This is a genomic window from Bacillus sp. 05T22, assembly GCF_056396765.1.
On record NZ_JBFTMC010000064.1, the window covers coordinates 20,407 to 33,659 of the forward strand.

Genomic DNA, 13,253 nt, shown 5'->3' on the forward strand with positions numbered 1-13,253 from the left:
TGTAACACCCTCTTTTATTCCGCTTCTACATTTTCTTGTAACAATACGTTTTTGGAGAAACAGACTGTAAAAATTCATTCATCTCCCCTACAGAATAAATATATAACTCATGCATTGCACGCGTACAAGCAGTATAAAATAATTTCCGTTCACTTTCTCTACTATATTTTTTCTTTGATGCATCATAAATGATAACTGCATCAAACTCTACCCCTTTCGATAAATATGACGGGATAATCAAAATACCAGCATCAAACGAACTCGTTTCTTTCTTAATAAGACGAACTTGTAATGATGTTTGTAATGCAAGATAAGCTTCTTCACTTTCTTCCGCTGTTTTACAAATAACTGCAATTGTCTTATGACCACTTTGCTGYAACTGTTCGATTTGATCCACAATCTTTTTATGATGCACTTTCCCTTCTTTCACTTCCGTTATAATTGGTTGTTTGCCTTCACGCTGAAACGGTTCAATTTCATGCCCATCTGTAATTAACTGCTTCGTAAATTCAATAATTTGTTTTGCGGAGCGATAGCTACGTGTAAGAACGATTCTTTCACTCAGTTCTTCCCCGTACAGCGTACTTAACTGTGAAAATTCATTCTCTGACGCATGTTCATAAATAGTCTGATTAAAATCGCCTAGTATCGTCATTTTTGTATGCGGGAATACTCGTTTCAAAAATGCATATTGAAATGCGGAATAATCCTGTGCTTCGTCAATAAATATGTGCTGCACAGAAGTATTTCTTTGTAATTCTTCTAGTTGGTCTTTCATGTATAAATAAGGCGTTGCATCTTCATATGACATATAAAAATCTTGTATTTTTTCTATAGTTTCTTTGCATATTTCATTCCATCTTTGCGGTAATTCATTTTCTTCTACAAGTTGCTTAGCAAACTGCGGATCTTTAAATAACTGCATATAGAGTGCTGGTGTATGCATAAATTGTAATTTTTTCACACGTCTTTTAAGCGGTTTAAAATGCTCTTTTACAACAATCGCTGCTAGCATCTTCTGTTCCCGCTCAAAATCATCAAATGCACCATTTGAATGTTCTTCCTCTCGTTGCAATTGATGATACACTTTCGCATATGTTTCTTTATCTAATAACTGTATTTCTTCTTCCACCCATAACTCTTTTCTCTCTATTTTTTCTTGTTTTCTTAACTCTTTTAACAACCACTCAGAAATTAACTTTATTCGATTCGGAATCCGTATTGAAGGATCAAATTTATAAAATTGTTCTTTCATTTGTTCTTTAGAGATTAATACTTCCCCTCTAAATTTTATATCTTTAAATAACATACCTTCTCGTTTTAAATAAGATACATACTGATCTACTACTTCAATAAAATCAGAACTTGCTTTATATCTAATCCCTTCTAATCGTGTTTCATAACTCTTTTCTTCCATTCTTGTCAGTACATAGTCCATTTGTGTAAATGGATCTTCTAATTCAAATTTCTTATCAATATGACGCTCTAAGTATTCTTGGAATGTCGTTTGCTTCATATTGTCTTCACCAAGTTCCGGCAATACTGTAGATACATAGCTATTAAACATCGAGTTTGGAGAAAAGAGAACGATTTGATCTGCATGTAATGTCTCTCGATAACGATATAATAAATATGCAACGCGCTGAAGTGCTGCCGATGTTTTACCGCTCCCCGCAGCTCCTTGAACAACAAGTAAACGACTCTTTTCATTCCGGATAATTTGGTTTTGTTCCTTTTGAATTGTTGAAACAATGCTTTTCATTTGTGTATTGGCGTTATTTCCTAATACTTCTTGTAGCAATTTATCGCCAATCGTCACTCCTGTATCAAACATACTTACAATTCGACCATTCCGAATAACATATTGCCTTTTTAAGGTCATTTCACCCGAAATCGTATCATTAGGTGCTTCGTATTTAGCTCTTCCTACAGAATAGTCATAATACAAACTTGATATAGGGGCTCGCCAGTCATACACAAGAAATTGTTCTGTCTGTTCATCGTAGAATGAGTGAATACCAAGATAAATAGCATCCTCACTTTTTTCACCGTCTTCTAAAAAATCTACCCTTCCAAAGTATGGTGATTGCTGTAATCTTTGTAATCCTTTTAGTTGCTTGTAAGCATGGCGGTGACTTTGCTCTCGTTCAGATAATAACTCCGCTTGTTGTTTGATACTTGCTGCCGTTTCGATAGCCTCTTCTGTATTATCAACATTCACAGTTACATCGTCCCAAAAATGTTTTCGAATCTGGACAACATCTTTTGTTGCTGCACTTGTATATTGCTCTAATGTATCAATATGTTTTTCAATCTTTCCAACTACTTCTTTCACACGATGTTGTTCCTGTTTCCACTCTTGATCTGTTTTCTCCATATCGCCACTCCTTATCAACTAATCGTTCTGATTCTCATTGTTTGATGCTATAATAAATTCAATAAAAAGTTTGACAAACAAGCATTTAATTTGTTATAATTAAATTGGGTAATTATTGAGTTTTATAAAAATAAACAGTGAGCGTTTTTCCATTTTAACACATATATATATGAAAAAACAATAAAAAGGAGATACAAATTTGTATCTCCTTTTTATTTTGAAAGTTCCACTTCAAATTCTATTATTGATTCTCCACCTTCTCCAATACATTCAACACTTACTTTTTCAAGTATACATTGCAATCGCGTACTTAATCTCGGCATCTTCTCTGCGATTTCTATTGCCCGTTTTTCATTTTCTTTTCGTCCAACTGTAATATAGGGTATATCACTTCGCAAAAATTTCGCCAAAGGCCCTTTGTATAACTCATCATGCAACTTCCTTATCTGTTCCCTTCCTTTTTCAATGCGTAAGAACAAATAATCACCTTCATGACTTATACAATCGATAAGCTCAACTTCTATTGGATGAACCCCTTCCAATTTCCGGGCTATATGCGCTCTTAGTTCATCATTAGAAAGTGCACTTTCAAAAGGAAAAACAAGTGTAATATGTGGTTGAATGAATCCAAATAAAGGATCATGCTTTTTTCTAATTGCTTCAATTTCATCTATTTGTGCCTCACCTAAAAAAAGTAAAATAGTACGCATATTCCAACCTCCCTCCAACGAAACAAAAAAACTCAGCTCTATGAAACTGTACGAAAAACTTTTCTAAACTTCATATAACAAGCAATTCTCCATGGAACAATATAAGAAATAGCAACAACATAAAACAATAACCCTATCGTTTGCTGATCCAAATCAATTATATATTGCCTAGAACCATACCTTAAAATTACAATCCCGATAAAAGTAATGAGAAAAGCTACACTTTTCTTCGTATAGATATTCCCATCTTCTCTTCTCTCATAATTTGTAAGTATAATAAGTGGAATCGCGAAAAGAATTCCAAATAACATCGCAAAGTCAATGTATACTGCGGCCGGATGAATAGGACCAAAAAACATTAAAATTCCTGGTGATAAAAAAAGCAGTGGTAATAAAATTCGTTTACCATTTCCCTTTATCGGTCTATGCATAGAGCGGTAACGCCGCCATAAAATCAATAATGCAATACATAAAAACATCGTTATTAACGAAGATGTATCTCCCATATGTTTTCCTTCTCTCCTAAAATATTTTATCTAACACTGCTATACAATTTATTAAACCGTTTGTTCTAAAGAAATTTTTCGAATACATATGCCACTAATCACAAAATATACGCATTTTAATCAAAATTAAAAATTTTCATTTTTTATGTTTACAATTATCCATTAATTGTATATACTTACTAACGTAAGAAAAAAATTCTAAAAGGAGGTCGAATGAAATGATGAAATTAAAATTACATGTTGCACCTGTTTTACAATTAAATATGAATTCGACCACCCTAATGGAGAATTGAAAATCGTTCGATATTTTCTTTAATTAACAAATTCGCCACAGGAGGTCGTATACTTTCCTGTGGCTTTTTCATGCCCTGCCACAGGAAAACTGTATCCTTCTGTGGCTTTTTTGTGCGATTTTTTAATCTCTAACACTATTTCTATTCGAAAGGAGCAATCATTCAATGACTTTTCACGTACTTTTTTTCAATATTACAATTCAACGAAAACAATTATCTGAAACTGAAATGTTGCATGAGCAACACATTCAAGAGGCTATAAATGACATAAAGGAGCGCCAAACTCCTTATTGTAGGTAATTCCTTTACGAAAGGAGGAATTCATTTATGACTTTTCATATTTTCTTTTTTACGATTACTCTTCAAAAAAAATCTTTATCTGAAACTGAGATTTTACGTAAACAACAATTAAAAGAGATTATGGACGAAGTAAAAGATCGCAAGAGTTCTTATTATAATCAAATGTATTAAAAAATAATTTACAAAAGGAGCAATCACCTAATGAAATTTCGAGTATTCTTTTTAACCATTACCATTCACAAAAATAATTTTTCTGAGACTGAGGTTTTACATGAACAGCAGATTCAAGAAATTATGGCCGAAACAAAAGAACGTCAAGTTTCTTATTACAATCATATGTACTAAAAATTTATATTAAAAGGAGCAGTCACCTTATGAAATTCCAAGTATTCTTTTTAACGATTACAATTCACAAAAACAAATTTTCTGAATTCGAAATGTTACACGAACAACAAATTAAAAACGCTATGGATGAAGTGAAAGAACGTCAAGTCCCTTATTGTAGTCACCTATAATTCCTTTACGAAAGGAGGAATTCACTTATGAAATTTCACGTTTTCTTTTTAACAATCACTATTCAAAAAAAGCGATTATCTGAAGCTGAAATCGCGCAAGAACAGCAATATAAAAAAATGATAGATGATATCCGTGATCGTAGAAGCAAATATTATACGCATCTATAATGGTATAACTTAAAGATAATGAAAGGAGAGAATTACGATGTTAATGGTACGCTGTAAGGAAATGATTTGGATTATTGAGAGGGATTCCACATAGTCCAATGTGTGATGTTTTAAAGCACTAGTTTCTTTGAAAAATAAGTAAAAATTACACATTAAAAAAAGATACATCACTTAAAAAGCAATGTATCTTTTTTGATACTTTTATTTCCGATTATTTCTTTTCATCTTAAATAATCTCACCAAGTTTGAAACAACTGTTTTTGTCACAGCGTAAGCTGGTACTGCTAAAATCATCCCAACAATACCCGCGAAATTACCTACACCAAGAATTAACACAATAATTGTTAAAGGATGGATATTTAATTTCGAACTCATAATACGCGGTGAAATAATGTTACTCTCAAATTGTTGTACAATGGTTACGATAACAATTACCCAAGCTGCTTGCATTGGAGATACAAATAATCCAACAATTACAGCTGGTGCTGCCCCAATAAAAGGTCCTAAATTCGGGATAATATTTGTAAATGCCGCTATAATACCTAAAACAAAAGCATATGGCAAATCCATGATGACATATCCGATAAATGTAAATGCACCGACGAATAAACAAACGAGCGCTTGCCCCTGAATATAGGCAGACAACGTTTCACCTGTTTCTTTTATAATACGAAGTCCTTCTTCACGATACGATTCTGGTAAWAAACTAACAGCTTTTCCTGGAAAKGCATGWCCATCTTTAAACATGTAAAAYAARATAAATGGTACWGTAAATACGACTAATGCAACGTTTGTAATAATACCGAATAAAGCCGTTGCACTCGACGTTATTGTATTTGGTATCTCTTTTAAATACTCAATTGCGTTTTTTTCAATCGTTTCAATTGATACATAATCTTGTGTAGCCAGCCATTCAAATAGCCTATGATGAGATAATTCTTGTATGTATACTTTCCCCTCTTTAATATATGTTGGCATGTTTTTCACTAGGTCCATTAGCTGCTGTGAAATCGTTGGAACGACTACACCAATTGCAACTGCTGCCAGTGTAATGATAAAAACATATAACAACAATATCGCCAAACTTCTAGGAACTTTTTTCGCCTCTAAAAACACTAACACTGGATTAAAGATGAAATATAAAAACAAAGCGATTAAAATTGGGAAAAATAAAGTGGAAATGAATATGCCAATCGGTTGAAATAAAAATGATATTTTTGTGCAAATAAATATAATTCCTACAACCATTAGCACTTCTAATGTCCAAAAGTGCACTTTCGATTTCAAAAAAACGTCCTCCTTTAAACTAGCACTTCCCTATATTGTATCAAAACATCCATGAATTTTACATGCTATTTTCACCTTCAATGTTCCAAAATGCGAATAAATACACTACAATGAGATTACATACAAATTTGCAGGGTAAAAGGTGATAAATATGACGCAATGTATTATTTGCAGAAAAGAAACGAAAGAACTTAGTGAACAACATGTTATCCCAGAGATTTTATGTGGACATTATTTTACAAATTCAATTTGTGATACTTGTTATGAACATCTCACAACAAACGTGGATCGACCATTAATTCGGCATAAACTGATTCAATATAAAATCGAACAAATGAAGCAACAAATTGATTCCCCTCTTTATACGAATGAATATGGTCAAGAATTAGCTGCAGCGGAAACTGAAGAAGTTGAAACAAACGACGAAGTATATTATTCTAATGCATTAATTATGAAACTATGTAAAAAACATGATATTTCATTACATAATGAAATTTGGAAAGAAGAGCGCGTAACAAAAGTAGCAAGCTCAATTCAACGTGAATTACTTTTAGATAACCGTAAATATAAAATGAGTATCTTAAAAATGGCTTATACATTCGCAGTACATACAATTGACGGTTATTTTAATGATCCAGATGCGATTGATATTTCTACTATTATATCTAATGTTGACTTTATCGAATTAAAAGAACGAAGTATTGTTCGTGATTTAAGTAAAAGTTCATTGTGGAATACCCTTAATACAACTAGTGATAATCACTACTTTATCTTATTAAGTGACAAAGATGGCCTATTCTGCTTCATTCGTCTATTTGATATTTTTGATGTTGTTGTCCATCTTTCTGGAAAAAAATATCAACTTCCATCTCCAATTGTTGGAGTAAATGATGTAGAAAAACAAGAATTTTATATTGAGAATTTAAAACAATACATGGATAAGTTATTTAAACAAAAGAGTACAAAAACTTATATCTAATTACAAATCAGAACATATGGTCTCCTTTCTTAATAAAAAGACACTATGTTATAATGAGTATGAAAAGAACAATACAATCACATAAAACAATTATAAATTGTATATAAATAAAAAAGACTAGTGTGCGGCTACACACCAGTCCATGTAACTTAGCAGATTGGATTGTTCATTTATCCTATTTGTTTCTTACAAACGAGACAACCCACATTCTATTGGCATAGGTGGGTTGTTATTTTTTGAGCTTGTCGATTAAAACGACAACAAACGTTAACAGTGCAACGAGAAACAATCCGCCTTGCAATAGTAACGCAATTTCACTCATTCATTATCACCTCCCTTCTATCCGGAGAAGTGATAATTGAACAACCAACCATACCATAAGTTACCTCTTAATTTTATCATATTTTCTAATCTTTTACGATGAAAACCGGCAAGTCTCTCGCTTGCCGGTTTTACTGATTCCTATTCTTTTATTCTCCATCTTGCACTAGTTTTCCAACAATCGCTTCATAAAATTCCCGCTCATCATCCACATTTACATGTACACGATTCACCTTTTTGGTAAACCCATATAATAACTGCGCTGTTAACGGCTCTTTTAATTTTATTTCAAAAGTAGCCGGTTCCTTTATAAATTCCATTACCGTTGCTTCGAATACTTCTTTTCCTTCTTCCTTCGTTAATGCTTCACCTTTATAAAATGTAATCTCCTTTATTTGAGTAAATGGGATTATGATTTTCTTCCCAAATCCAACTTGGATAATTACTTCCGTTTCCGTCATCATATATGGATTCGTACGAATTGCTTGTATCTCAGCTAAAAAATATAAAATTCCATATATATTTACAACGAGTAAGCCCCAAGCCAACACTTCATTCCACTGATGAAGTAAATAATGAAATCCAATTGATTCAATTAATGTTGCGTGAATCAGCATAATATAAAATGGGATTGCCCCAGTCTTTTTATGATACGAAAAAACATGCTCACTTTCTGGTATCTTTGTACGCCACGAGAATAAAGCGTAGTAAAATAATTTACATTCCGAAACAATAACATCTACTACAGTATTTCTTTTCAACGCAGTATCAAAGGCCTCGGAATAATGAATCTTGCAGCGATATACCCCGCAATTATAACCGGGAATATATTAGTTAATGAGTAGCGTTTACGTATAATAAAGAAATACGTAATGACTGGAATAACAATAAGAAAATCTAACAAGGACCCTAGCACCATTTCCTTCGGTACAGCGGGTACAATAGGAAGTGTATATGCTAGATAATTTGATATTACAATTAAAGCTATAAAACCAATCGAAATATTTCTTCTTTTACGCGAAGTGGATTCACTCATATAATCCCACCTTTTTATTTAAAAGTCTTATGAAGCTGATCCTTATAAAATAGAATAGCTTTTTCATATTCTTTTACATTTTCTAGTTTTACAACGGTTTCGATCAATAATTTCATTGCTTCTTCATATTCTTTTACGCTTTTTATAAACGACTTAACCTCCCCTCTTCTACACGATTACATAACTGTTCTAACCTGTTTACAATCTCTTTTGCTGTTTCATCTTTCCCTTCACAAACCCAAACATTGCCATCTTCTCCAATCACATGATGAATGGCTGCATGCGAATACAGTGAATGCGGAGAATTTGCTATCATCAGATTTGCTTTTGCCTGTTCCATTCTTTCACTTGCACGTTGGATTAACTCTCCTCTGTTGACATCACTTTCAAGCTTGAATCCAACTAAAACTGTTTCTGGATTCCATTGTTTAATTTGTTTTAATATTTTAGGTGCTTTTTGAAAATGAATAATTGGTGCTATATCACTTGAAATTTTACCGTTCATATCAAGTTCATTTCCTTCTTGATCACAAATTTTATCAACAATCCAGTCCGATCCAGCTGCCGCCATAATCACAGCATCGATTTTCTCATGTGTAATGATACTTTTCATTTTATCTTGTAAATCTATAATACCTTCAAATGGATGTAATTCTAATTTGCTATTTGTAGCATTCGGTTTTTCAGCAAAATAACCATGTAAGTATATGACATGTGCTCCTTTTGACATCGCTTCTTCAGCAAGAATTTTTCCGATTGTACCTTTTGCTAAATTCGTATGACCGCGTACTTGATCCCATTTTTCTAAACAGCCACCACTCGTAATTAAAATCTTTTTCTCCTTCATCATAACCATCCCTTACTTGTTTTTCGAACGAAACCACTGTACACCAAAGTCAACAACTTCTCGTTGTTTCATAAGTCTACACGTTGCATTTCCAATTTTACCGATTATTACAGATCCTGTGTGCTCAAATTCCTTCCCAATCTCAACAAATGCATCAGAATCATAGTCCATTTCATCGAACTCTTTCCATACTCTGACACCGTTTTCTATAATAGGCGCCCCCACTTTCACCAATTCACGTGCACCTGTACGTATTTCAGATAAATGAACTGATGTGTTAGAATCATAGCCTACACCTATCAACAATACATATCCATCTAAATCATATATTTTCTTTAAAGGTGAGTACTCTCCAAAACTAATTGAAAGTGAATGCTCCGCTATAATAGCCTCTGCATGTTTCCCCCATGCAGCAAAACTATTTAACGGATGATTACTACGTTTTACATTTGGATATGTACGAAAACATTCTACAACTCTACCCATCGCGCGTGTTGGGGTTATATCTGGATGAAACGCTGGAACATTGTCTCGAATAATTTGCCACCAGCTTTCTGGGACAGGAGGTCTTGCCCAATCTTTTGGATCCGATAAATCAGAGGTTTGTGTTGGCATAATGATTGTACCTTCTTTAGTAATTACATTCATTAAAGCTTCAACTACAGCGACGGCTCCGCCAGATACCCAGCCAATTGAACTAAGAGAAGAATGAACAATCACTGTCATTCCTTTTTTTAGTCCTAGCCTTTTTAAATCATTTGTTATCGTTTCTATTGTGTTAGGTAATTTTGTTTCCGCCACTATGTCATTTATTTTCATGATTACTCCCCCATAAGGTTCTCTCTACGCTTATAAACTATCAAATCGAATTTTAAATCTCATCAATATATTATCATACTTTTCTTAATTTTTAATCCCAACGACAAAGAGACCTCCTAAAAAATTCTGTTCATACTGACTTATGTATCCTAGACAACTGAACTATAGCACTGCTCCATATACATTTGTATTATTATGGTAAATATTATACAATAAAACCGACTGGTTGGTCTATAAAAAGAAGAATTATGAAAGACTATCACAACCTTGTATAGCGTCAACATACATAAAAGGTCTTTTTTAGTCTATTTTCAAGGGAGATGAAACCATATGCTCAACTGGATATTTGTATTCAGCATTGCTATACCAGGAATTGTTACAATGAGCTTAGCGGAACAAAAAATAAACAAAAAGTTAGAAAATACTCCAGAAACACCCTCTATCTACCTAAGTCTTTTTATCCATACTCTACTCGTTTTACTTTTTTCCGGCATGGGTGCATTTTTCTTATCAAAGATCCAAGATGGAAATATTATTTTACCGAGCAACATTGGTGAAGCAGTTCTAATTGGAGTAATTTGCTCCCTCGGACACGTTATTATGTATTATGGATTCTTTAGAAAAGTTATTGATAAAGAAACGTTTCTACAAATTGAACATCAGCGCCATAGTGTAGGATTAGGAGCCAGAATCCTATATGGCGGAGTTGTTGAAGARATCATCTTCCGGTGGGGTCTTATGGCACTTTTCATCACGTTGATGAGTTTTTTTCATGCTGTCACTCAGATTATTGTAGTTCTTGGGATTATCCTATCTAGTATTCTATTTGCAGTCACACACTTTCTAGGCGTAAAAGGAATGAAAAAATCAAGATGGCTATATTCTTATGCTGTATTAGGAAATTTGTGGATAGGTATTTTTTGTGGCTGGCAATTCTGGTCGAATGGTTTAATTGCCGCTATCATTGTTCATATGCTTTTCCACCTATTATTGTATCCTTGTGAACTGTGGTACCTCAGAAAATTAAAAGATGGAAAGAATGCTCTAAACATGTAACATTATAGACTATTCCTCTTCCATTCCCTCTATTTTCTGATCCGATAGCATTAGAAAATCGCATTACAAACGGAAAAACCAAAAGGTAATTTATAGTATAATCAAATGAATAAAATCAGGGCTACGAGGTGGATAGAATGAAAAAACTCATATTAAGTTTTTGGGTATTGGGGATTATCGGATTAAGCGGATGTACTCTGTTTACAAGTGATTATGAAAGGTATTGGGTTTTAGATAAATCTAGATATGGTGAAGGTAACTTCGGCCCAACAAATCTATACGAAAAAGCACAAGAAGACCCGACAATGGTTCATTATTCAAGAGAAAGAATTAGCGAAGGGAAAATGATGATATTTTTAGCATTTGGCGAAAAATACAAAAATGATAAAATTACAGTAAAAGAAGTAAGAGATGAAAAAGATAAGTCAGTTATTGTATTACATGTGGAAAAAGATAAAGGTACAGATAAAAACCCCGTTATGTATATTGGCGTAAATAAATTAAGAGACTCTGTGGACATTGTAAATGAGAACGGTAAAAAGATTTTTGAGATAAAACAGAATGAAGGAGTAACATCGCAACAATAAAAAACACAATACTTCATAACTAAAAATACTCTCTCTAAAGTAAACTTGTATTACCTTAGAGAGCGTATTTTAGAATTCTAAAAGTAATCAAAAAAGCATGGCGGTGAATCAGGAATCAACTCCTCAAGCACTTCTATCATTTCAGGATTTCCTTTTATCCTTCCAATATCACATAAAAATGCAGGGCTTTTATAACTTAATAACATAGTTGTTAACGTTTGGATTGTTAAAGATATTCCATCAATGTCATTTACTTCTTTATGATATGTTATTTGTAATTGTTTCCTATGATCCCATTTTAAAATAAAGGTTCCTTTATTCCACTCTAATATAGGATCATCTATATGTAAGACTAATTTTTCTGTTTCTGTATTTTTAAATGGATATTGTTTCAGAAAACCAACTACATCGACAATTCTTCCCATATAGTAAGGGGCGATTGTCTGTTTTATTTCACTATCTTCAAGTAAGAAAGCAACCGGTTCATGAACGCATGTCTTTCCTTTAACATAATACACCATTGAAAAGTGTGCACTAATGAAATTCCATAACCCTCTTCTCGCCTCTTCATTTAAGTAAATCATTTCTTCTATATAAAACTTCTCTTCAAGGACACGATAAAATAAATAGCCATGAGGAATATCTTCATCTGTGTAATAAACTGCTAATTGTAAATCAATCGTTTCCTCACGAAATCGTTCTTCCCATGCAAGTGTCTTTCGAACCATTGTCCCATTTGTTTTTCTAGCAAACTCATCATAGATTTTTTCTTTTTCTTTACTTTTTAATCCAACTCTCCTTACTCGGCCACTAATGTTGCCACGATACTTAGGAAGTTGTGTATCTTTAATTTGGTATTCGATGATATCAGAAATAATTTCCCATCCTTTTTTTCGATAATAAGGAATCGAATAGGGAAACAAATACGAAATATATTGTCCATTTTCTCTCATCGTTTTTAAACTTTCCTTCATTAATGAGTTCATTAATCCATGCCCTGCATACTCTGGATATGTACCAACTCCAGTAACTCCTCCCATTTCATAAATCACACCATGAATATTCACTTGAAAAGGCAAAACAACAATTTGAGAAATTAATTTATTATTATCAAACCACCCTAAAGCAGTCCCTGGCTTTAATTGATGGCTTTTCTTTTGGACCATTTTCTCTTCATCATTAATCATCTTTTTTGAAACTTGAAACACATATTTCATTAAGTTTGAAAACTGATCTACTTCACTTTCTTTAATAGGCCTCATAATCAAACCTTTATAGTACTTTTTGTCCATTTTCATATACTCCTTTGTAACACAAACTAAAATATCATATTATTTTTATCATTTAGTTAGTATATACAAAAGATAATGAAAACAAGCATACAGTATTATTAAGACTGTATGCTTGCATTTTTATAATTCCACAATTTCTCTTCCTTTTTCAGCATAACTC

General features: G+C 32.9%; 16 protein-coding genes and 2 pseudogenes. 8 read left to right on the plus strand and 10 right to left on the minus strand.

Features of this window, described 5'->3' with window-relative positions; translation table 11 throughout:
* Window positions 1-25: 25 nt before the first annotated feature.
* The 3 genes from helD to AC1DIT_RS18105 form a co-directional block, all read right to left on the minus strand.
* The gene (gene helD / locus AC1DIT_RS18095; RefSeq protein ID WP_016132934.1) at window positions 26-2,377 is read right to left on the minus strand and encodes an RNA polymerase recycling motor HelD; all 2,352 of its coding nucleotides are present in this window, start codon (window positions 2,375-2,377) and stop codon (window positions 26-28) included.
* A gap of 212 nt (window positions 2,378-2,589) precedes the next feature.
* Window positions 2,590-3,087 (minus strand): 2'-5' RNA ligase family protein, encoded by a 498-nt coding sequence (locus tag AC1DIT_RS18100; RefSeq protein ID WP_016132935.1) that lies wholly within the window; start codon window positions 3,085-3,087, stop codon window positions 2,590-2,592.
* 38 nt (window positions 3,088-3,125) lie between these two features.
* Window positions 3,126-3,593, minus strand: a complete 468-nt coding sequence (locus tag AC1DIT_RS18105; RefSeq protein WP_016115188.1) for a CcdC family protein — start codon at window positions 3,591-3,593, stop codon at window positions 3,126-3,128.
* A 458-nt stretch (window positions 3,594-4,051) separates the two neighbouring features.
* On the opposite strand from AC1DIT_RS18105, the gene AC1DIT_RS18110 reads away from it, so the two are divergent.
* From AC1DIT_RS18110 to AC1DIT_RS18130, 5 genes are read left to right on the plus strand one after another with little or no spacing between them, the layout of a single operon-like run.
* Entirely contained in the window at window positions 4,052-4,186 is a 135-nt protein-coding gene (locus tag AC1DIT_RS18110) for a YrzI family small protein (protein WP_016132936.1), read from the plus strand.
* A 27-nt stretch (window positions 4,187-4,213) separates the two neighbouring features.
* On the plus strand, window positions 4,214-4,357 hold the full coding sequence (locus AC1DIT_RS18115; protein WP_016131497.1) for a YrzI family small protein: 144 nt from the start codon (window positions 4,214-4,216) through the stop codon (window positions 4,355-4,357).
* A 30-nt stretch (window positions 4,358-4,387) separates the two neighbouring features.
* Window positions 4,388-4,531 (plus strand): YrzI family small protein, encoded by a 144-nt coding sequence (locus tag AC1DIT_RS18120; RefSeq protein WP_016131498.1) that lies wholly within the window; start codon window positions 4,388-4,390, stop codon window positions 4,529-4,531.
* 29 nt (window positions 4,532-4,560) lie between these two features.
* The gene (locus tag AC1DIT_RS18125; RefSeq protein ID WP_016131499.1) at window positions 4,561-4,701 is read left to right on the plus strand and encodes a YrzI family small protein; all 141 of its coding nucleotides are present in this window, start codon (window positions 4,561-4,563) and stop codon (window positions 4,699-4,701) included.
* Between the two features lie 27 nt (window positions 4,702-4,728).
* Entirely contained in the window at window positions 4,729-4,869 is a 141-nt protein-coding gene (locus tag AC1DIT_RS18130) for a YrzI family small protein (RefSeq protein WP_016131500.1), read from the plus strand.
* A gap of 201 nt (window positions 4,870-5,070) precedes the next feature.
* Here the strand turns inward: AC1DIT_RS18130 and AC1DIT_RS18135 are convergent, their stop codons facing one another.
* Window positions 5,071-6,156 (minus strand): AI-2E family transporter, encoded by a 1,086-nt coding sequence (locus AC1DIT_RS18135; protein ID WP_476998332.1) that lies wholly within the window; start codon window positions 6,154-6,156, stop codon window positions 5,071-5,073.
* A 151-nt stretch (window positions 6,157-6,307) separates the two neighbouring features.
* Between AC1DIT_RS18135 and AC1DIT_RS18140 the strand changes: the two genes are divergently transcribed.
* Window positions 6,308-7,135: an HNH endonuclease gene (locus tag AC1DIT_RS18140; RefSeq protein WP_016115195.1), complete on the plus strand. Its 828-nt coding sequence runs from the start codon at window positions 6,308-6,310 to the stop codon at window positions 7,133-7,135.
* A 229-nt stretch (window positions 7,136-7,364) separates the two neighbouring features.
* Here the strand turns inward: AC1DIT_RS18140 and AC1DIT_RS18145 are convergent, their stop codons facing one another.
* The 5 genes and pseudogenes from AC1DIT_RS18145 to AC1DIT_RS18165 all read right to left on the minus strand — a co-directional run bounded on the left by AC1DIT_RS18145 (window position 7,365) and on the right by AC1DIT_RS18165 (window position 10,158).
* Window positions 7,365-7,457, minus strand: a complete 93-nt coding sequence (locus AC1DIT_RS18145) for a putative holin-like toxin (RefSeq protein WP_001289320.1) — start codon at window positions 7,455-7,457, stop codon at window positions 7,365-7,367.
* Window positions 7,458-7,605: 148 nt separating this feature from the next.
* Window positions 7,606-8,492: pseudogene (locus AC1DIT_RS18150) on the minus strand (hypothetical protein).
* A 14-nt stretch (window positions 8,493-8,506) separates the two neighbouring features.
* Window positions 8,507-8,620 (minus strand): annotated as a pseudogene (locus AC1DIT_RS18155) (tetratricopeptide repeat protein); the annotation flags it as partial.
* A gap of 14 nt (window positions 8,621-8,634) precedes the next feature.
* Complete coding sequence (locus AC1DIT_RS18160; protein ID WP_033671240.1) at window positions 8,635-9,339, minus strand: phosphopantothenoylcysteine decarboxylase domain-containing protein; 705 nt, start codon at window positions 9,337-9,339, stop codon at window positions 8,635-8,637.
* Between the two features lie 12 nt (window positions 9,340-9,351).
* Window positions 9,352-10,158 carry an AAC(3) family N-acetyltransferase gene (locus tag AC1DIT_RS18165; RefSeq protein ID WP_016131504.1) on the minus strand — a complete coding sequence of 269 codons (807 nt, stop codon included), beginning with the start codon at window positions 10,156-10,158 and terminating at the stop codon, window positions 9,352-9,354.
* 330 nt (window positions 10,159-10,488) lie between these two features.
* On the opposite strand from AC1DIT_RS18165, the gene AC1DIT_RS18170 reads away from it, so the two are divergent.
* A complete protein-coding gene (locus AC1DIT_RS18170) occupies window positions 10,489-11,214 on the plus strand; it encodes a CPBP family intramembrane glutamic endopeptidase (protein WP_016115199.1) in 726 nt (241 codons plus the stop codon).
* A 137-nt stretch (window positions 11,215-11,351) separates the two neighbouring features.
* Window positions 11,352-11,801 carry a hypothetical protein gene (locus AC1DIT_RS18175; RefSeq protein ID WP_016115200.1) on the plus strand — a complete coding sequence of 150 codons (450 nt, stop codon included), beginning with the start codon at window positions 11,352-11,354 and terminating at the stop codon, window positions 11,799-11,801.
* Window positions 11,802-11,878: 77 nt separating this feature from the next.
* Here AC1DIT_RS18175 and AC1DIT_RS18180 read toward each other — a convergent pair whose 3' ends face one another.
* A complete protein-coding gene (locus tag AC1DIT_RS18180) occupies window positions 11,879-13,093 on the minus strand; it encodes a GNAT family N-acetyltransferase (RefSeq protein WP_016115201.1) in 1,215 nt (404 codons plus the stop codon).
* Window positions 13,094-13,253: the final 160 nt, after the last annotated feature.

Excerpts from the sequence above, each read along its gene's own strand:
- AC1DIT_RS18110 (WP_016132936.1), top strand. The coding sequence starts at position 4,052 with ATGACTTTTCACGTACTTTTTTTCAATATTACAATTCAACGAAAACAA.
- AC1DIT_RS18125 (WP_016131499.1), top strand. The coding sequence starts at position 4,561 with ATGAAATTCCAAGTATTCTTTTTAACGATTACAATTCACAAAAACAAA.
- AC1DIT_RS18160 (WP_033671240.1), bottom strand. The coding sequence starts at position 9,339 with ATGAAGGAGAAAAAGATTTTAATTACGAGTGGTGGCTGTTTAGAAAAA.
- AC1DIT_RS18115 (WP_016131497.1), top strand. The coding sequence starts at position 4,214 with ATGACTTTTCATATTTTCTTTTTTACGATTACTCTTCAAAAAAAATCT.
- AC1DIT_RS18100 (WP_016132935.1), bottom strand. The coding sequence starts at position 3,087 with ATGCGTACTATTTTACTTTTTTTAGGTGAGGCACAAATAGATGAAATT.
- AC1DIT_RS18145 (WP_001289320.1), bottom strand. The coding sequence starts at position 7,457 with ATGAGTGAAATTGCGTTACTATTGCAAGGCGGATTGTTTCTCGTTGCA.
- AC1DIT_RS18120 (WP_016131498.1), top strand. The coding sequence starts at position 4,388 with ATGAAATTTCGAGTATTCTTTTTAACCATTACCATTCACAAAAATAAT.
- AC1DIT_RS18180 (WP_016115201.1), bottom strand. The coding sequence starts at position 13,093 with ATGGACAAAAAGTACTATAAAGGTTTGATTATGAGGCCTATTAAAGAA.
- AC1DIT_RS18140 (WP_016115195.1), top strand. The coding sequence starts at position 6,308 with ATGACGCAATGTATTATTTGCAGAAAAGAAACGAAAGAACTTAGTGAA.
- AC1DIT_RS18130 (WP_016131500.1), top strand. The coding sequence starts at position 4,729 with ATGAAATTTCACGTTTTCTTTTTAACAATCACTATTCAAAAAAAGCGA.
- AC1DIT_RS18165 (WP_016131504.1), bottom strand. The coding sequence starts at position 10,158 with ATGAAAATAAATGACATAGTGGCGGAAACAAAATTACCTAACACAATA.
- AC1DIT_RS18175 (WP_016115200.1), top strand. The coding sequence starts at position 11,352 with ATGAAAAAACTCATATTAAGTTTTTGGGTATTGGGGATTATCGGATTA.
- AC1DIT_RS18105 (WP_016115188.1), bottom strand. The coding sequence starts at position 3,593 with ATGGGAGATACATCTTCGTTAATAACGATGTTTTTATGTATTGCATTA.